General features: G+C 64.6%; 20 protein-coding genes and 2 pseudogenes. 11 read left to right on the top strand and 11 right to left on the bottom strand.

The genetic code is table 11. From position 1 onward, the window contains the following. Positions 1–98 precede the first annotated feature (98 nt). Together AC0NIH_RS14525 and AC0NIH_RS14520 are read left to right on the top strand one after the other, a co-directional pair. Complete coding sequence (locus AC0NIH_RS14525) at positions 99–380, top strand: DUF982 domain-containing protein (RefSeq protein WP_352714833.1); 282 nt, start codon at positions 99–101, stop codon at positions 378–380. Positions 381–437: 57 nt separating this feature from the next. After that, positions 438–794: a DUF982 domain-containing protein gene (locus AC0NIH_RS14520; RefSeq protein ID WP_224731716.1), complete on the top strand. Its 357-nt coding sequence runs from the start codon at positions 438–440 to the stop codon at positions 792–794. 110 nt (positions 795–904) lie between these two features. Here AC0NIH_RS14520 and AC0NIH_RS14515 read toward each other — a convergent pair whose 3' ends face one another. Beyond that, positions 905–1,573 carry a GcrA family cell cycle regulator gene (locus AC0NIH_RS14515; RefSeq protein ID WP_473467729.1) on the bottom strand — a complete coding sequence of 223 codons (669 nt, stop codon included), beginning with the start codon at positions 1,571–1,573 and terminating at the stop codon, positions 905–907. A 129-nt stretch (positions 1,574–1,702) separates the two neighbouring features. Then, the gene (locus tag AC0NIH_RS14510; RefSeq protein WP_473467727.1) at positions 1,703–1,951 is read right to left on the bottom strand and encodes a hypothetical protein; all 249 of its coding nucleotides are present in this window, start codon (positions 1,949–1,951) and stop codon (positions 1,703–1,705) included. A gap of 212 nt (positions 1,952–2,163) precedes the next feature. On the opposite strand from AC0NIH_RS14510, the gene AC0NIH_RS14505 reads away from it, so the two are divergent. Further along, complete coding sequence (locus AC0NIH_RS14505) at positions 2,164–2,868, top strand: XRE family transcriptional regulator (RefSeq protein ID WP_023780227.1); 705 nt, start codon at positions 2,164–2,166, stop codon at positions 2,866–2,868. Between the two features lie 250 nt (positions 2,869–3,118). On the opposite strand, the gene AC0NIH_RS14500 is transcribed toward AC0NIH_RS14505, so the two are convergent. Further along, positions 3,119–3,421, bottom strand: coding sequence for a hypothetical protein (locus AC0NIH_RS14500; RefSeq protein ID WP_352570923.1), 303 nt, complete (start codon positions 3,419–3,421; stop codon positions 3,119–3,121). Between the two features lie 176 nt (positions 3,422–3,597). Here AC0NIH_RS14500 and AC0NIH_RS14495 point away from each other — a divergent pair, with 176 nt between their 5' ends. The 4 genes from AC0NIH_RS14495 to AC0NIH_RS14480 all read left to right on the top strand — a co-directional run bounded on the left by AC0NIH_RS14495 (position 3,598) and on the right by AC0NIH_RS14480 (position 5,824). Next, a complete protein-coding gene (locus AC0NIH_RS14495; protein ID WP_473467725.1) occupies positions 3,598–3,963 on the top strand; it encodes a hypothetical protein in 366 nt (121 codons plus the stop codon). A 99-nt stretch (positions 3,964–4,062) separates the two neighbouring features. Continuing rightward, positions 4,063–4,659, top strand: a complete 597-nt coding sequence (locus AC0NIH_RS14490; RefSeq protein WP_473467723.1) for a hypothetical protein — start codon at positions 4,063–4,065, stop codon at positions 4,657–4,659. Further along, entirely contained in the window at positions 4,656–5,246 is a 591-nt protein-coding gene (locus tag AC0NIH_RS14485) for a hypothetical protein (RefSeq protein WP_473467722.1), read from the top strand. The genes AC0NIH_RS14490 and AC0NIH_RS14485 overlap by 4 nt, the downstream gene beginning before the upstream one ends. Further along, positions 5,243–5,824: a hypothetical protein gene (locus tag AC0NIH_RS14480; RefSeq protein ID WP_473467720.1), complete on the top strand. Its 582-nt coding sequence runs from the start codon at positions 5,243–5,245 to the stop codon at positions 5,822–5,824. The genes AC0NIH_RS14485 and AC0NIH_RS14480 overlap by 4 nt, the downstream gene beginning before the upstream one ends. A gap of 35 nt (positions 5,825–5,859) precedes the next feature. Here AC0NIH_RS14480 and AC0NIH_RS14475 read toward each other — a convergent pair whose 3' ends face one another. The 5 genes and pseudogenes from AC0NIH_RS14475 to AC0NIH_RS14455 all read right to left on the bottom strand — a co-directional run bounded on the left by AC0NIH_RS14475 (position 5,860) and on the right by AC0NIH_RS14455 (position 11,069). Beyond that, complete coding sequence (locus AC0NIH_RS14475) at positions 5,860–7,140, bottom strand: hypothetical protein (protein WP_473467718.1); 1,281 nt, start codon at positions 7,138–7,140, stop codon at positions 5,860–5,862. 147 nt (positions 7,141–7,287) lie between these two features. Continuing rightward, positions 7,288–8,301 carry an ABC transporter permease gene (locus AC0NIH_RS14470; RefSeq protein WP_473467715.1) on the bottom strand — a complete coding sequence of 338 codons (1,014 nt, stop codon included), beginning with the start codon at positions 8,299–8,301 and terminating at the stop codon, positions 7,288–7,290. Further along, the gene (locus tag AC0NIH_RS14465; RefSeq protein ID WP_474025265.1) at positions 8,298–9,377 is read right to left on the bottom strand and encodes a sugar ABC transporter ATP-binding protein; all 1,080 of its coding nucleotides are present in this window, start codon (positions 9,375–9,377) and stop codon (positions 8,298–8,300) included. Before AC0NIH_RS14465 ends, AC0NIH_RS14470 begins: the two co-directional genes overlap by 4 nt. A gap of 42 nt (positions 9,378–9,419) precedes the next feature. After that, a pseudogene (locus AC0NIH_RS14460) lies at positions 9,420–9,800 on the bottom strand (ATP-binding cassette domain-containing protein); the annotation flags it as partial. A 321-nt stretch (positions 9,801–10,121) separates the two neighbouring features. Further along, the gene (locus AC0NIH_RS14455; protein WP_023767148.1) at positions 10,122–11,069 is read right to left on the bottom strand and encodes a substrate-binding domain-containing protein; all 948 of its coding nucleotides are present in this window, start codon (positions 11,067–11,069) and stop codon (positions 10,122–10,124) included. A gap of 348 nt (positions 11,070–11,417) precedes the next feature. Here AC0NIH_RS14455 and AC0NIH_RS14450 point away from each other — a divergent pair. From AC0NIH_RS14450 to AC0NIH_RS14440, 3 genes and pseudogenes are all read left to right on the top strand, one after another. Then, a pseudogene (locus AC0NIH_RS14450) lies at positions 11,418–11,605 on the top strand (type II toxin-antitoxin system HicA family toxin). 5 nt (positions 11,606–11,610) lie between these two features. Beyond that, the gene (locus tag AC0NIH_RS14445) at positions 11,611–12,012 is read left to right on the top strand and encodes a type II toxin-antitoxin system HicB family antitoxin (protein WP_473467713.1); all 402 of its coding nucleotides are present in this window, start codon (positions 11,611–11,613) and stop codon (positions 12,010–12,012) included. An 88-nt stretch (positions 12,013–12,100) separates the two neighbouring features. Then, positions 12,101–12,799: a RibD family protein gene (locus AC0NIH_RS14440; protein WP_473467711.1), complete on the top strand. Its 699-nt coding sequence runs from the start codon at positions 12,101–12,103 to the stop codon at positions 12,797–12,799. Positions 12,800–12,809: 10 nt separating this feature from the next. Here the strand turns inward: AC0NIH_RS14440 and AC0NIH_RS14435 are convergent, their stop codons facing one another. Continuing rightward, a complete protein-coding gene (locus AC0NIH_RS14435; protein WP_473467708.1) occupies positions 12,810–13,694 on the bottom strand; it encodes an SDR family oxidoreductase in 885 nt (294 codons plus the stop codon). Positions 13,695–13,791: 97 nt separating this feature from the next. Here AC0NIH_RS14435 and AC0NIH_RS14430 point away from each other — a divergent pair, with 97 nt between their 5' ends. Then, complete coding sequence (locus tag AC0NIH_RS14430; RefSeq protein WP_473467706.1) at positions 13,792–14,646, top strand: helix-turn-helix transcriptional regulator; 855 nt, start codon at positions 13,792–13,794, stop codon at positions 14,644–14,646. A 13-nt stretch (positions 14,647–14,659) separates the two neighbouring features. On the opposite strand, the gene AC0NIH_RS14425 is transcribed toward AC0NIH_RS14430, so the two are convergent. Both AC0NIH_RS14425 and AC0NIH_RS14420 read right to left on the bottom strand, forming a co-directional pair. Then, positions 14,660–16,576 (bottom strand): diguanylate cyclase, encoded by a 1,917-nt coding sequence (locus tag AC0NIH_RS14425; protein WP_473467704.1) that lies wholly within the window; start codon positions 16,574–16,576, stop codon positions 14,660–14,662. 325 nt (positions 16,577–16,901) lie between these two features. Continuing rightward, positions 16,902–17,690 (bottom strand): hypothetical protein, encoded by a 789-nt coding sequence (locus AC0NIH_RS14420; protein ID WP_473467701.1) that lies wholly within the window; start codon positions 17,688–17,690, stop codon positions 16,902–16,904. Between the last annotated feature and the right edge of the window lie 110 nt (positions 17,691–17,800).

Here is a 17,800-nt window from a genome sequence, read left to right as displayed (position 1 = left end):
CTGATGCCCGCCTCCGCGCCGCGCTCATGGTCGGGTTTGATGGAACCAGCCTCCAGCCCGCACGTTGTGTCGCGTCGTTTCCAAGGAGAGAATTGCCGATGACGGCCTTCATGCCCGTGACGCTGCGCTTCTGCGACAACAAGACCATGTTGGTCGGCTCGGTGGCCGATGCCGCGACGGCGCTTCGGCTGCAATGGCCCGACAAAACCTCGCCTGGCTATCTCGACGCCGCACGGCTGGTCCGGCTGGCGGTCGAGGGGAGTTGCTGCCCGCGCACCGCCTTCGAAGCATTCACCCGCACCGCCAGGCAGCAAGGCATATTGGTGGCCAGGCGCAGAAGCCGTGCGCATGACTGGCTGGACGCCGCCGCCCGCCCGTGAGGCAGGTCCGACCGCCATGCAACCGCCTGCTGGTCTCGCGCGTTTATGAGCGTCGGCTTGAAAGCCGCGCGCACTGCACGACCGAAGGTGAACGCCGTGGGTACGATGAAAACCGGAGTGCCGCTTAAAGTATGCCTGGACGGCCATGTCGAGGAGATCGACAACGTGGCCGACGCCGCCGATTTCCTGCAACGCTGGCCGATCGAGCGGCGCGGCCACGTCTACCGCAGCGCGCTCAACGCCTGCAGCGCGGCCATTGCCGCGCAGATCTCGGAATCCGATGCGATAAAAGTGTTCACCGGCTTTGCCCGTGTCGCCGGCATTTTGGTTGGAGACAACGGTCCGGCGATGACCCTCGAGGCCCGGACGGCGCAAAGCCGCCTGCCCAAGCAGGGACGGCAGATGCCGAAATAGGGCCGCGAGAGTTCGTTCGTGCCGGGCCTGTTTCATTTGAAATCCTCAGAATTCGCCGGCTGGCGCACACCTGCACGATTTGCGTTAGCGTCCATTCACTCATCCCGGCGTTACCCGGCAACCCGTCGCTGGAATCGCGCCTGGTGATAGCTGCAATAGCTTTTCAGCGCCTTGGTGCGCATGCCGCAGCACAGCATGTCGGCGCCCGGCCGCCCGCCCGGCGCATCCTTCTCGGGGTCTTCCTCCAGCGCCATGTCCAGCGGCGCGCGGCAGCGGGAAAACAGGCAGTCGATGAACCGCATCGCCACGCCATGCGGCTGGCGGCCGATGGGTGCGCGCTGCGGCGCCGGCACCTCCAGTCGATAGGCCTCGCCATCGGCGATCAGCACACCCACCTCGCGCACGAACAGACGCGTCGGCAGCCAGGCCGGCGAAGGATCAGGCCTGGTCTGGATTTTGCCAGTGGCGCCGCCCCCGGCAATTTGTGCGTCGGGCAATTTTTCAGCGGCAACCTTGCCGTTGGCCCTGCTCTTTGCCCGCGTTCGGTCTTGTCGCCTGCTCTTCACCGCAACCCGCTTGACGCTGGCCGGCGGTCCCCCGCGGTTGGCAAAGCCGACCGCACCCAGCATGGCGTTGCGGTGGACGATGCCGATGATGGCGTTGCGCGAAACCGGGCTGCCGCGCAGCGCACTGAACGCGGCGGCGATCCTCGAGGCCGAAAGCCCCTCCTTTAGCCAGCGGGCGATCTCCTGCAGTTCGGCGTCTGTATAGCTTGCCATTTCCAGGCTCCATCCAAAGGTTCGCCTTCGGCCACGCTTCAAAGCGCGCCGCTGTCCAGGCGTCGGGTTCGGGCCCGGTCTGGGCCGCGGTCAGGGTGTTCGATGCGAGCGCCGGCTTCTCGCCGGCGATCAGCCGGAGCGGATCGATTGCCCGGCGAGGCGCGCAAGCCGCGCCTCGGCCGTCTTTCTATCGGAGGCGGACACCGCCCTGCCCGTTGCGGGCTCCAGCAGGATGACGGTGCCGTCCTGCGTGCGGATGCAGGATCGCCCGGGGAAGACACACGCGTCGAATTGGGGGCCGGAGCCGAGGGGAGCGGCGACTCCGGCCGTTCCGGTCGCCGCTGACGGGCGGACCGGACCCGAGGCTGGTGCAGTCAAGCACGGGGCCTCGGGCTTCACTCCGGCCGGGGAGGAGGACGGCCGGAGCGGAAGGGAATGGCTGGCGACTTCAGCCGCCGGAAGCGCCTCGCAAGAGGCCGGCGCTACCGCGCCATCGAAACTGGACATGTTTTGCATGACCGGATATAAGCATAACTTAAAAACAGATGCAAGCCATTCTTTCATAGACGAGAGCAGCTTTCATCGCTCACATGGGTGCCATGGCAAAAACGGAACTGTCGATCAAGGTCGGGGCGGCGATCCGCCAGGCGCGCAAGCAACGCGGCCTGGTCATGCGTCACATCGCCGAGCACAACGACACCGATGTCGCCGCCGTCGGCAATTGGGAAACCGGCCGCAATCTGCCCAAGACCGAGAACCTGTTGAAGACCGCCGCCTTCCTGCGCATCGACCCGGTAGCGCTTGGCCAAGGGCAGGTCGTCTTCCTCGACGATGCCGGTCCGGTGGCCGACGCCGAGATCGTCACCGATGCCGCACCCCTGCCCGCCGGACCGATGGATATCGAGCTGCTGGGCGCGGCCGTTGGCGGCGACGATGGCGACTTCACATTCAACGGCGAGGTTGCCGGCTATGTCCAGCGCCCGCCCGGTATCGCGCATCTGCGCAAGGTGTTTGCACTGCACGTGCTTTCGGATTCCATGGTGCCGCGCTACGAGCCCGGCGAAATGCTCTATTGCGGCGGCCGCGATGCCGTCCCTGGCGACCATGTGGTGATCGAGACCTTCCCGGAAGAGAACGAGCGCAACGGCAAGGCCTTCATCAAGAAGCTGGTCAAGCGCACCGCGGGCGAACTGGTGGTCGAACAGTACAATCCGCCGAAGACACTGACCTTCAACCGCTACGCCATCAAACACGTCTGGCGGGTTATCCCGCTGAAGGAACTGCTGGGGTATTAGAGGAGCGCCCTTTCCTTCTCCCCTTGCGGGAGAAGGAGGATCGGCGCGCCAGCGCCGAGACGGATGAGGGGTGCGTGACGGAATGAGACGCAGAAGATCTTGCACTCTTCACCCCATTAGACCATTCTTGAGATCGATAGCGACGAGACGTCGGCGTTCCCTGGAACACACCCCTCATCCGTCTTGGCGCTACGCGCCAATCCACCTTCTCCCACAAGGGGAGAAGGAAGAACCAGCGTCACCGCCCCCATCAAGCCCGCCTCGACCGCTCCAGCGGCACCTCGCGATCGCTCAGCATTTGTGCTTCGCTGCGGACGCGCTGGCGCTCGTCGATGAACGCGGCCTGGATCGACACCGCCGTACCCGGCAGCCCGTCGGCGCGGCAGGCGGAACACACGATGCGTCCCGAAAGTACAGCCAGCGGCGTCTTGCCATTCACCCCGAACCGCTTCAGCTGATCGGGCCGCCACCACCTGTTGCGGCCGCAATCGGCGCACTCGACGGAGATCGAGGCGACCTGCGCCATTACTGCTTCCCTGCCCGGCAATGCCATCGCCCCTGCTCGCCTTTTGTTCGTGATTTGTTCTTATATTCCCGCGTTTTGCACGGAGAGTCGAGTCGCACTTTCAAGACTTTCCTAAAAGTTTCTCTTCTCCGTATTTTTGAGTTATGCTTATATATACTCACAAATGTGAGTCGGCCGGCGAGCGCCGCGCCGACCGGGGAGCCATGATGGATGACGCCGATTTCGCCCGCGCCTGCGGTTACGCCGGCGACAGCCCCGCTTTGCTCCAGGCCTTCGAGGCGATCCGCCGCAACGGCATCGCTCACGCCCGCCACGACCATTTCAGGCGCAAGGCCGTCATCGACGAACTGAAGCAGGCGGAACTCCTGTTCCTGGCCGCGATCGGCCCTGCGCTGACGGCGCAAGAAGCCATGGAGGACACCGCCCATTTCATCGCCTGCTGGCGCAACATGCCGCGCTGGCGTCAGGAGCGTCGCCTGCCCGATCTGGTCCGGGCCAGGCAGCAGCGGCTCGTGGCGCGCTTCTTCCGCCGCTACGCACACCGTCTGTGGGCGCTCGAAGCAGCCTGAGGCAGGCACGCCTGGACCAGCCATTTGCGGGTTCCATCAGCGGCCTTTTCTTTCTACATTGCCTGCGGGTGGCTGTTCGTTCTACGTGCATAGTTTGGAATGTTGAAGACTGCCCGCTCAAGAGTTCAGACCTGGATAACGGCCGGCGCGGGAACCATTGCCGCCCTGTTCGTCGCCGGCCTGATGGGAGCCTTCGGCGCCCTGCCCGCTCACGCACCGCCGCAATTGCCGCCGGACACCGCCATCGATGCCGGGCGCTGGCGCGTGCAGCCGGTGCGCGCCTATGTCAGCCATGCCAGGGTCCATGGCGTGCCCTTGAAGCCCGGCCAGAAGGCGCTGGTGCTGGAAGCCGACATGACCAACCGCACCGCCCAATCCGACAAGGCCTATTTCGATGTCTTCAGGCCGGACGGGATCGATCTGCCCGACGTTCAGCCGATGATCGCGCTGACCCGTGATGCGACGCTGACGCCGGAACTGCACCCCGGCATGACCGAGCGCATGGCCTATGTCTGGCCGCTCGCCGGCGACGCGACCGTCCCACCAACGCTCGCCTTCGGCATTACCGCCGAGATCTTCAAGCCGCGCGACAATCTCTACGGCACGCCTGGCTGGTACAATCCTTATCGTCTCGGCACCGTCACCTTGCCGGTCGCCGATGTGCCGGCGACAGAGACGCCCGGGAGCGGATCATGAGAATCCGCGTCCTCGGCAATCTCGTGATTCTCGCCGCCACAGTCGCGCTGAGCTATGGCATGCAGGGCTCCAAGCCGCATTATGCCGACCTCACCGCGCCGATCCCGGTCGATGGCGCAATGCACGACACGGTGCGGGCACGCAGCTTCGAGGTCCGCCTGGACAAGATCGTCTTTGCCCGCAAGCTCAAGACCAACCAGTTCGGCCAGGAGAGGCTTTTGACGACCGGCGGCCTGTGGGCGGTGGTGACGACAAACCTCGCCGCCACCGGCTCCTCCACCACGATCGCCGACGGCACCTGGCAAGGCCCGACCGGGCTGCGCTATCACCAGACGGAGCGGCTCGGCTATCGCCAGGACATGCCGCCGCATGGTGTCGATCCGGGCCTCGAAAAACGCGGCCTGTTCGTCTTCGAAGTGCCATCAGACCAGATCCGCGGCGCCAGGCTGCTGATCGCCTCGCGCCGGTTCGGCCCGCTCGACGCCCAGGCCCGCATCGGTCTCGACGCCGTGCAGACCGGCGCCGACGGTGAGCCGGCCGACATCGTGCCGGAATACGATCTCGATGCGCAGCCGGGTGGAACATGACCGCCGTTTCCGCCAATGAGGAGCCAGCCACCGCCACCGACGCGCAGGCCGAGAAAAAATGGCGCCGGCTCAGCCTGGCGGCACTTGCCGTCCTGCTGCCGCTGACGCTGGCCGAGACCAGCTACGACAGCGTGCGCGCATGGCTGCGCGGCGAGGATCTGATCGCCAGGGATGTCGACTTTGGCCAATTCGCGCCGTTCGGCGGCAGCGACTGGCGGCTGGCCGACCTGCGCGGCGGCAAGGCCGGCCGCTTGCCCGACCATGCCTTCGCCGTCATCGCCACCTTCTCCGTGACCATCGGCGACCCCGACCTGCAGAAGCAGTGGCTGGGCTGCAAGCTGATGCTGACCGATGCCGCCGGGCGCCGCTGGCTGCCCGGCTTCATCTCGGGCGTCAGCCTGCCGGATGGCGTGATGAACTGCACCTCGGCAATCTTCTCCGGCGCCAGGAAAGGCGACGTCATCACCATCGGCGACATCTTCATCGTGCCCGAGGACGCCATCAAGACCATCCGCCCCGCCGTCGGACTCGGCAGTGAGCGGCCGTGGTACCTGCGTTTTCAAAGGCCGCCGAAATAGAGCCTACGAAAATTGGCGAAACCGCAAACCGCAGCTCACTTCCCCGTCCCCTTCGACAGCGAAAACGCCGTCTCCAGCACGGCGGCCAGAAAGCAAATCCGCAGCGGCTCGATCAGGATGCCGGTGGAGGAATCCTGGAACGGACTGCCGAACAGCAGCGTCACGCCGCGCGAGAAGATCTGCCAAACATCGAGCTCGTGCGGGCCGATCAGCCGCGTCGCGCCCAGCCACAGCCAGGCAGCACCCCAGTCGAGCAAGCGGTAGCCGACGACCAGCGTGCACAGAAGCACCAGGCTCGAACTCACCGTCAGCCGCACGCCGTTGGCGATCGGCAGGTAGCGCGAGCGGTAGCCCTTGACGAAATGCTCGACGAAGTCGCGCAGGAATTTCGGCAGGCCGGCATAGCGCTGGCCGAACCGCTCCAGCCGGCCGTGCACGCGCATCAGGGCGGCGTCGTCGTGCACATCGTAGCCATAGATCAGCGCCGCCATGACCAGCCAGATCAGCGGCAGCAGCATGTAGAAGAACAGGTTCACCGCGACCGTCGACGGCGCGATCGAGGTGATCTCGACCGGCACCATGGGTGCCGCCGTCGCCATCGGCACCGGGCTCGCCAGTCCATCGATCGACGCCTGCACGGCCGACCAGAAATTGCGGCTCATCAGCCATTGCAGCGCCGAGTCCTTCCAGCGGCTAATGACGTAGAGGCCGACGAAGATCCAGTTGGTCTCGCAGATCACCACCACGATCTGCCAGAATGAGAGGGCCGTGGTCTTGCCCTGCATGAATTTGGCCAGCCGGCGGATCAGCCAGGACACCGCCACCGAGACCAGCAGCCAGCGCGAATCGAGCACGTCGAGCACATTGGCGCTCTGGCCGAAATCGGCCTGGTCGAGCGTTTCGCGCGAATATTGCCGCACGATGTCGCCAAGGAATCCCCATGCGGCGTAGTAGGCGAAGAACGGCAACAACGCGATGGTGAGCATGCGCACCAGCCGCGAGCCGCGCCGGTCCGCAGCATTGTTATGACTGTCGGCGGTCGCAGCCTTGTCCGCGCTGCGCTGCGCTGCAAGCACATTGGGCAGGCCCGGCCGCAGCACGTGGAACATCGCCACCGTCACCACCAATTGCGCCAGCGCCACCAGCGTCAGCATGGCGAGCCCGGCGAAATGGTTGGCGAGCGCCACCTTCGCCGCCAATTGCAGCAGGATATCGCCGGCCAGCACGCCTGCCAGCACCAGCGCGACGAGCTGCGGCCAAAACCGTCGCAGCAGCGTAAAACTCAAGCTGATCGGTCTGATGATGTCGGCAAACATGAGGTTCTCTCACGATGCCACCCGCCCCAATTCTTTCTAGCAAAGGACGGCTTTATTGCAAGGAATGCGAAGGAGCCTCCTGGCAAACTGCATGGCGAGACGCCCCCCTCTGACCTGCCGGACAGAGGCCCAGGCGCAAACCTCTCCTCACCTTCTCACCCGCGACTTCAGCCACCTGTCGAACGCCACCGCCAGGATGAGGATCAGCCCGATCACGATGCTTTGCGTGTAGGACGACACGTTGTTGAACTGCAGCCCGTTCTGCAGCACCCCGATCAGCGCCGCGCCGACCACCGTGCCGCCGACCGAGCCGATGCCGCCGAACAGCGAAGTGCCGCCGATGACGACAGCCGAGATCACCGTCAGCTCGTAGCCGATGCCGGCGACCGCTTCCGAGGAGTTCAGCCTGGCCGACAGCACGAAGGCGGCGAGCCCGGCGAAGAAGCCGACGATGACATAGACCGAAACCAGGATGCGGTCGACGCGCAGGCCCGACAGCCGTGCCGCCTCGGCATTTCCGCCGACGGCATAGACGGCGCGGCCGTAGCGCGTGTAGCGCAGCACGATGTGGCACAGGATCGCGGCCGACGCGAAGATCAGCGCCGGCACCGGCACCGGGCCGATCAGCCCGGTGCCGAACCAGCGCATCGAGGCGTCGAAGCCGGAGATCGGGCCGCCATTGGAGATGGTCAGCGTCAGCCCGCGAAACACCGTCAGCCCGCCCAGCGTGACGACGAACGGCGGCACTTTCAGCCGGGTGATGGCCAAGCCCTGCACGCCGCCGGCGGCCGCGCCCACCACGACGGCGGCGAGCAGGGCGGCAAACCAGCCAAACCCTTGCGTGCCCGAGGTCGACAGCGACAGCGTGTTGGCGGTGCCGCCCTTGGCGACCACCGCGGCGACCATGCCGCAAAAGGCGAGCAGCGAGCCGACCGACAGGTCGATGCCGGCGGTGAGGATGACGAAGGTCATGCCGAGCGCGATCAGTCCGGTGATCGAGATCTGCCGCGTGATGTTGAACAGGTTGATCGGGTCGATGAAGCTCGGCTTCAGCACCGTGAAGACCACCACGAGTGCCGCCAGGAACAGCAGCGGCCCGAAGCTCATCAGCAGCCGCGCGAAGTTGATGCCGCCGCGCTCGTTCTGTTCCGTCACGCTCATCGTGCCCGCCCCTCGTCCTGCATCTGCCCCTCGTCCTGCCCTTGCTTATCGAGCGCCATCAATTCCATCAGTTTTTCCTCATTCGCCTCGACGCCCGGCATCTGCCCGGTGATGCGGCCCCGGCGCATGGTGACGATGCGGTCCGACACCGCCAGCACTTCGGGCAATTCGGACGAGATCATCATCACCGCGATGCCGCGCGCCGCCAATTGCACCAGGATCTGGTGCACCTCGGCCTTGGCGCCGACATCGACGCCGCGCGTCGGTTCGTCGACGATCAGCACTTTCGGATCGCGCGCCAGCCAGCGCGCCAGGATCACTTTCTGCTGGTTGCCGCCCGACAGGCCCTCGATCGCCTGCTCGGCCGATGCCATGCGGATCGACAGCATCTTCCTGAAACCCGACAGCGCGTCGCGCTCGCGCCGCTCGGCCATGAAGCCGAAGCCGTTGCTGAAGCGGCCGAGCGAGGCGACGGAGAAATTCGGCAGGATGCCGAGTGCCGCAAAGATCGCCTGGTGCTTGCGGTCCTCCGGCACCAGGCCGATGCCGAGCGCGATGGCGTCCGCCGGCGAAGCCGGCGCGATTTGTCTGCCGTCGAGCGTGATGGTTCCGGCAGCGATCCGGTCGGCGCCGAAAATGGCGCGCGCCAGCTCGGTGCGGCCGGAGCCGACAAGGCCGGCAACGCCAAGGATCTCGCCGGCCTTGAGGTCGATGTCGACATCGTCGAGCACGATGGCGTGCGGCGCCTCGGGGTCGCGCATGGTGCGCAAACCGCGCACCGACAGCACGACATCGCCGGCCACCGCGCGCTGCGCCGGCCGCGCATAAAGCTCGGAGGCCGCGCGGCCGACCATCTTCTCGATGATCCGTGGCAGTGCGATCGGCCCGCCCTGGCGATCGAGATGCCCGGCCAGCCTGCCGTCGCGCAGCACCGTCATGCGGTCGCAAATGGCGGACGCTTCTTCCAGCCGGTGGGTGACGAACATGATGGCGACCTTGTCCTGGCGCAGCCGGTCCATGATCGACAACAGCCGCTGCACCTCGGTCTCGGTCAGCGCCGAGGTCGGCTCGTCCATGATGATCAGCCGGCTTTTCAGCGACAGCGCCCGCGCGATCTCGACCAACTGCTGCTCGGCCACCGACAGCGCGGACACCGGCGTCATCGGGTCGATGGAGAGGCCAACGCGGGCGATGATATCGCGGGAATCCCGCTCCATGCGCTTCCAACTCACCAGCCCGAACGGCCCGGTCGGCGCGCGACCGATGAAAATGTTCTCCGCCACCGTCAGTGTCGGGATGAGGCTGAGTTCCTGGTAGATGGTGACGATGCCGAGCCGCTTGGCATCCTGCGGGCTCGACGGCTGGTAGTCGGCGCCATCGAAACTGATGTGCCCGCTTGAGGGCGGCATGACGCCCGACAGGATTTTGAGCAGCGTCGACTTGCCGGCGCCGTTCTCGCCAAGCAGGCCGAGGATTTCGCCGGGGCGGATGTCGAGCGAGACATCGCTGAGCGCGGTGACCCCGGAAAAATGCTTGGTGACGCCTTGGACGGCGAGCAGGACGGGCGATGCGGCTTCAGCTGGCAAGGGTGGCTCTCTCGACAAAAGTTCCTCTCGACGTCAGCGCTTGAACACCCCCCTCTGTCCTGCCGGACATCTCCCCCGCAAGGGGGGAGATTGGCTGTCCATTCCGCTTTCGCCAATTTTCAACGCCGCAAGGAGAAGGCGGACATCGATACTGCCGATCTCCCCCCTTGCGGGGGAGATGTCCGGCAGGACAGAGGGGGGTGCTGTCCCACCGGCTTACCCTAGCCTGAGAGCCTACTTCGTCTCGCTCAGCCTTTCCGCCTTGTCGAGATTGTCCTTGCCTATGACGATGGGCGTCAAGAGCACCAGCTTCTCCTTTGGCTCGGTCTTGTCCTTGGCGTAGGCGACCGCAATCTGCACGGCGGTGCGGGATTGCTTGCCGGGGAACTGTTCGACCGTGCCGGCGAGCTTGCCGTCGCGGACCGCGACCAGCGCTTCCGGAAGCGCGTCGAAGCCGTAGATCTTGACGTCGGTGAAGTTGCGCGCCGCGCACGCCTCGAGCGCGCCGAGCGCCATGTCGTCATTGGCGCAGACGATGGCGTCGGGCTTGCCGTTGGCGGCAAGCCCGGCTTCCGTCACCGACAGCGCTTCGGCGCGGGCGAAGTTGGCGGTCTGCTCGAAGACGATCTGGTACTTGTCCTTCAGCGGATCGAGGATGTTGTGCACGCCCTTGTTGCGGTCGATCGCCGGGCCGGCACCTGGCTGGCCCTGCAGATGGAACAGCTTGGCGCCATTCGGGAACGCCGCCACCATGGCGCTGGCTTCCGCCTCGCCACCCTTGACGTTGTCGGCCCCGACATGGGCGAGGATGCCCTCGACGCCGTCGACGCGGCGGTCGATCGTCACCACGGGAACGCCGGCCTTGACGGCTTCCTCGATCGCCGGCGCCAGCGCGTTGACGTCGAGCGGCGAGATGACGATGGCGTTGACCTTCTGCACCAGTGCCGCCTCGATGTCGGCGGTCTGCTTGGTGGCCGAGTTCTGGCCGTCGCTCTCGGTCAGGTTGACGCCTTGCGTGGCGGCTTCCGCCTTGATCTCGTTCAGCATGTGCACGAAGAACGGAAAGCCGAGACTGGGCACCGAGCCGAGGATGGTCAGCTTGTCCTCGGCGAACACCGAGGGCGCCGCCACCATCATGGCGCCGAAAGCCGCCGAAGACAGCAGGAATTCACGTCTGTTCATGGTTGATCCTCCTCCACAAGAACGCACGGCCCCGGAAACCGGGCCGGTTTCAGGAAGGATCATGCGTCGGTTCAAAGTGTTGGAGCATCCTCCTTGCGCCCGAGAACGCATGCCGCTCCAGCTGATCGCCGTTGCAGAAACTGCCTCCCATCGGCATCAGCATCGGGATGCTAACCCAGGGTCAACCATTTGTGCAACATCGATATAACAGAGTTGGCTGAGCTATTATCGGAATTGTCGGAATTTTGGATTGTCGGCATCCTGCTCCTGGTGGCTCGAGCCGGGGGAGCGAGAGCGCGGTTTCACATCCTTTGTTGAAAGATGGCCTTTCAATGTGTATAAATACACATGAACAGCGCCGACATTATCCGGCTTTTGGAAGCTGACGGATGGTTCGAGGTTTCCCGAAAGGGCAGCCATGCGCAATTCAAACACCGCGGCAAGCAGGACGGGTCACCGTGCCTCACCCCATGCGCGATATCCCGATAGGCACTCTGCGCAGCATCGAAAAGCAATCTGGACTGAAACTGAGGTGACGGACATGAAGCAGTATATCGGACTTATCCATAAGGATGCCGGCAGCGACTTCGGTGTGTCTTTCCCTGATTTCCCCGGCGTGATCACCGCCGGCAAGGATTTGGATGACGCGCGATCCATGGCTGAAGAGGCGCTGGCCCTGCATATCGAAGGGTTGGTCGAGAATGGTGATGCCATTCCGGAGCCTTCCAGTTTGGAGGCTGTGATGGCGGACGCCGATAACCGTGACGGTGTTGCAATCCTGGTCGCGGTGAAGACCGAGGCCAGGAAAACAGTGCGTATCAACGTGACGCTGCCGGACGACGTTCTGCAACGGATCGATGCCTTTGCCGAAGCCCACGGCTATACTCGATCCGGGTTTCTCGCAAAGGCGGCTGAAAAGGTGATGGAGCTTGAAATGGCCTGATGCATTCCCAAAATGACGGCGTTTTGGGGAACGACATGCACAACAACAACAAGGTCTGAACATTCAAAGTCCATCTCCGGAGAACCGCATGAAGCCGCAAATCATCTGCCACATGCTCGCGTCGCTCGACGGCAGCCTCCATCCGAGCCGCTACACCACCAGCCCCGATGGCACCCGGGCCGAGTGGTCGAGCCTCTACGAGCACATCCACAACGACATGGCGGGCGACGCCTGGATCGTCGGCCGCATCACCATGGCCGAGATGAGCAAGGCCGCCGCGCACCCGCCGGCTAATGCCGGCCAGGTCGACCGGCCCTATCATTTCGCGCAAGGCCACGCGGCTATCTATGCCGTGGCGCTCGATGCTTCCGGCAAGCTGCACTTTGCCAAACCCGACATCAGCGGCGACCATGTCGTGGTGCTGCTCGGGCGCGACGTCGCCGATAGCCATCTCGCCGAACTCGCCGCCGATGGCGTGTCCTACATCGTGTCGGAAACGCCCGACATCGATCTTGCAGCCATGCTTGAGGTTCTCGGCCGCGAACTCGGCATCCGCCGGTTATTGCTGGAAGGCGGCGCCGGCATCAACGGTTCCTTCTTCGCGGCCGGGCTTGTCGATGAGCTCAGCCTTCTCGTTGCCCCTGCCATTGACGGGCGGGCGGCAAACCAGGGGTTTGTCGAGTTCGGCGAAGGCGGCCTGGCGGGCAAGATGCAATTGTCGCTCACAAGCTGCGAAGCGCTGGTGCACGGGCTCGTCCACCTGCGCTACGCCGTCAGGCCTGGCTGAAGCCGCTTCCTCAGTATTGCATCGCGTCGAGATCGGCGATCAGCGTCGGGCCGATCGGGTGCCAGCCGAGCCGTGCCTGGGTGAGCGCGCTGGAGGCCGGCAGGTCCATGGGGGCGAACATCGCCATCCAGCCGAAATGCTCCGCCGCCTTTTCCGGCGCGATCGACACAACAGGCAGGTTGAGGCCCCGGCCAAGCGCCTCGGCGATCGCGCGCACCTCGACACCTTCCTCGCCGACCGCGTGATAGCGCGCGCCGGGCTGGCGCTTTTCAACGGCGAGCCGGTAAAGGCGCGCGGCGTCGAGCAGATGGCCGGCGGAGAAGCGATTGCGGCCCTCGCCGACATAGGCCGAGACGCCCTTCTGACGCGCCATCTCGATGAGCGGCGAGATCAGCCCCTGCTTGACCGGGTTGTGGACCTGCGGCAGGCGCACCACCGACACGTTGACGCCGGCCTCCAGCAAGGCATTGCCGGCGAGTTCGGAGGCGATGCGGGGATTGGGATGGCTCGGATTGAAGACGTCCTCGACCGCCAGTTGGCCATGTCCCGGGCTGCCCACGCCGACCCCTGAGGTGATCACCAGCGGCCGGTCGGATCCGGCAAGGGCCTGGCCTAGGGCCGCGATGACGCGCCTGTCCTTTTCGCAATTCTCGACAAACCGCGAGAAATCATGGTCGAAGGCGGTGTGGATCACGGCGTCCGCCTTCGCCGCGCCGTCGCGCAGCCCCTCGGGCTCCTCGAGGGTTCCGCGATGCACTTCGGCGCCAGCGGCGGCCAGCGCCTCGGCACCGGCATCGGAGCGGGTGACGCCGACCACCTGATGGCCCGCGCCGATGAGTTCGGGAACCAGCGCCGAACCGATGAAGCCGGTCGCGCCGGTCAAAAAGATACGCATGCAAAATCTCCTGCACAGTTGCCCGCGCAGTATCGCCGGTCTATTATTCCATTAAAGTAGTGACTTTATCCTATTATAATTGCTAACAGGATCGACCATGCCCATCAATTCCGCCGGCACGCTCGCAGCCTTCCTGAAGGACCGGCGCACCCGGCTCGACCCGGCGTCGTTCGGGTTTTCCGGGCGCCGGCGCACGCCCGGGCTGCGCCGCGAAGAAGTCGCCCAGCGCGCCAACATCAGCCCGACCTGGTACACATGGCTGGAACAGGGTCGTGGTGGCGCGCCTTCGGCCGATGTGCTGAATCGCATCGCCAAGGGGCTGATGCTGACCGAGGCCGAGCGCGAACATCTTTTCATGCTCGGGCTGGGGCGCCCGCCCGAGGTCCGCTATAACGGCGTCGAGGGCGTCAGCCCGCGCCTGCAGCGCCTCATCGACACGCTCGACGCAAGCCCGGCCCTGATCAAGACCGCCACGTGGGACGTCGTTGCCTGGAACCGCGCCGCGCGGATCGTGCTGACCGATTACGGCGCCCTGCCCGCCGGCCAGCGCAATATCCTGCGCTTCATGTTCCGCAGCCCTGCCATCCGCGAAAAGCAGCACGACTGGGAAAACCTCGCCCGTTTCGTGGTCGGATCGTTCCGGGCCGATGCGGCACGCGCCGGCGCGGTGTCCGAGGTGCGCGAACTCGTCGACGAACTTTGCAGCACTAGCCCGGAGTTTGCCGCCCTGTGGCGGGAAAACGACGTGCTCAGCCATGGCGACGGGACAAAGCGCCTGAAGCACCCGGTACTCGGCGACATCGAACTAGAATATTCGGGGTTCGCGGTCGACGGCCGGCCGGATCTGAGCCTGACCGTCTACAACCCGATCGACAGCAAGGTCGCCGACCGCATCCGCGACCTGGCGAGGCGCCTCCCGGGGCAAAAGCTGGGCGATCCCCCGCCACGATGACGCAGCGGAAGGCTTACGCTTTGCGCTGGGAACCGGCCGAGCGTGGCTGGCTGAGATGCGGGCGCCAGCCATGCACCCGGTCCCGTCCCGCGGCCTTGACGCCATAGAGCGCCTCGTCGGCGCGCCTGACAAGATCGGCGATCTCGATCGAAGCACTGCCCGCGTCGAAGGTGCCGACCCCGATGCTGACGGTAACGATGCCCTTTTCGCTGCCGGCATGCGCCAGCCCGAGATCGCGCACCTTGGTCCTGAGGTTCTCGGCGATGACGAAGGCGCCTCGCGCGTCGGTCTCGGGCAGGATGAGTGCGAACTCCTCGCCACCGTAGCGAGCCGCAGCGTCGGCCGGCCGCCGCGCCGCCGCTTCGATGCAGCGGCTGACGGCGCGCAGGCAATCATCACCGGCCGGATGGCCATAATGGTCGTTGAACCGCTTGAACCAGTCGACGTCGACGAGAAGCAGGCTGAGCGGCGTCGCGTTGCGCCTGCAGCGTGCGAACTCGCGCGCCAGCGCCTCGTCGAAGGCGCGCCGCGTCATGAGTTCGGTCAGGCCGTCGCGATGCGCCAGCAGGTTCAGCTTCTCGTTGGCCGACAGCAACGCGGCTTCGACCTGCTTGGCCTCGGTGATGTCGGAAAACACGCTGAGGCTTCCGCCATCGCCGGTCGGCCGGGTCCGCACATCGAGCCAGCGCCCGTCGGCGAGCCGGATCTGGCGGTGGCTGTCGAGTTTCTGCGAGGCCATGATGGCGGCGACCCATTCCTCGACCGCGTCCGGCGGCGTGATCGCCTCGCCGCGCGCCGCCGAGGCGCGCAAAATATCGCGGTAGTCGGCACCGGGCACCCGTATGTCGGCCGTCTTCGGAAACATGGAGCGGTAGCGGGCGTTGCAAAGCAGCAGCCTGCCATCCGGGTCGAACATCACCAGCCCATCGGCCATGTGCGTCAGGGCGTCTCCGAGCCTCGCCTGGCTCGCCGCCAGTTCGTTCTCGAGCTGCTTGCGCGCGGTGATGTCGCGGTTGTGCGTGATCAGGCCGACGATCGCTCCAGCCTTGTCGCGAAACGGCGCTTTCAAGGTCGCCAGCCAGCCATCGGTGCCGTCCTCATGGTGAAGGCGCTGTTCGATCGTGGACGAGACGCCAGCGGCCAGGACGGCAAGCTCGTCCTCGCGGAATCCCTGCGCCGTCTCGCGCGGGTAGAAGTCGAAATCGGTCTTGCCGATCAGCGCCTTGGCGTCCGTCGAATGCATCAGTTCGGCCGTTGCCGGATTGGCGACGATGAACCGTCCGTCGAGATCCTTCACATTGAGGCAATCGGGCAGTGTCTCGACCACGGCCTTGAAGATGCGCCGGGATTGCAGCGCTTCGATCCGACGCCGCTCCTGGTAGAGCGTAAGCCCCGACAGCCCCACCGAGACGAAGATGAGAAGGGTCGAGGGGAAAACCACCTTCGGCAGGACCGCCTGTATGACGGACTGCGGCAGCATGCTGAGGCCAAGCAGCGATCCGCACGCCGTCACGGCACCCAGGATCATGATATCGGCCATGCCGGGCGAACGACCCTTCAGGGCAAGGTTGCCGGCAACGCCGATCAGCATGGTGGCGGCGATCCCCACCGCGCCGGCAAAGGCGCCGATGCCGCCCTCGAAGGTCCGGAAGGCACCGGCCATGACGCCGGCGACGATGCCGGCTATAGGACCGCCGAAAAAGCCGGCAACGGCAATCATCGTCGCCCTGAGATCGACCAGGATGCCGGGCTGCAGCTGCATGGGGATCAGCATCAGGATGATGGCGCCAGTGCCCATCAAGAGGCCGAAAGCCGCGGCCTTCGCCGCGGCCGGCCTGCGGTCCAGCCACACATGCGTGTGGATCCAGACCGAAACGAACATCGCAACGACCGCGAGATTGGCCAGCAATTCGGACCAGGGCGAACCCATTGTGCGCCTTTCCTGTCACCGGGCTTTCGCCGTATCGCCTCTTCGATAGGCCCTCAATGACAACAAAGTGTTACGGTGGGCATTGGACCTGTGGTCTGCGAACAAATCGTCGCTTTCGATTTTACGCCGACATCAAGCTGCGCTGTTTCTCATCCATCAACCGATCGGCCGAGACGGAGATTCCACTGTGGTGCGGCGCAGGATGGCTTCAGCCGCGAGGGCTTGCTCCTCCACGTGGCAAGCGAGGTGCAGGTTTCGGAGAGCTGGGTGACGGCCTGCTCGACCCTTTGTGTCTTGCCGCGCTCGGGCATAACATAATCTGCCATCAATACTGTCCGCTAAGATTGAACGTACTGAGGATAGCCAAATCCGCTTCCGATAGAAGGGATGCGTCGCAATCAGGGATCAGCCCCTTCGACGCATCCCTGAATCGATATCGCGGGACGAAGGCTTCGCTTTTTTCCGATGTGACCGTCCAGGTGGCGGGGGCGGCGTGCACACACGCCTGGAAAGCAATCATGCGCGCCCATTTCTGGGCCATGTCGTCGCCCGCATACCCTTTCAAGACAAAGAACCCGTCGCATGTCGTCTTGAGGCAATACAGAAGTCTATCGAAATACCCGGTGAAGTATCTTTGGACAAAATCACGAGCGTCCAACTGCCGGCTGACGCTGAGTTTTTCGAGAATCGCTATCATTTCCCGGTGTATTTCAAGACAATGGGTCCGATCGTCCCCCAGGTCGTATTCTGGGCACTTCTTTACATATGCGCCTATCCCGCCTTGATCTAAAAGAAGGTACGAAATGTGATCGATGGTTACCGCGCCCGCGGTCGAAGCAAGATCTTCGGCCGCCGCGGCCCCGGGCAGGACAACACCGCTCATCCCACCGACCAGCACATAGACCGCGAAGATAGCCGCATATGATTTCATTCGCTGGCCCGTGGCTGGTCCTGCCGCCCGCCCGGCACCGCGCTGGGGACGATCAGCGCGAAGACGAAACAGCGCAGATATGATACCCGGTCGTACACGACAGCTTTGCGAGTCCGGAAACGAACTCTGGAACCATAGCAACATGGCGATCTTGCCCCGCACGCCACGCCTTTCGAGCGCCATGCCAAATCCGAATTCCGGCGCAAACCGCGCACAACACTAATTTAAACTAAGATAATTGCCTGAACTACGAATTGTATTTTCATACTGAACAGAAAAAATGGAGATTACAA

The organism is Mesorhizobium sp. WSM1386 (assembly GCF_055901595.1).
This window is presented reverse-complemented; position numbering and strand designations above follow the sequence as displayed.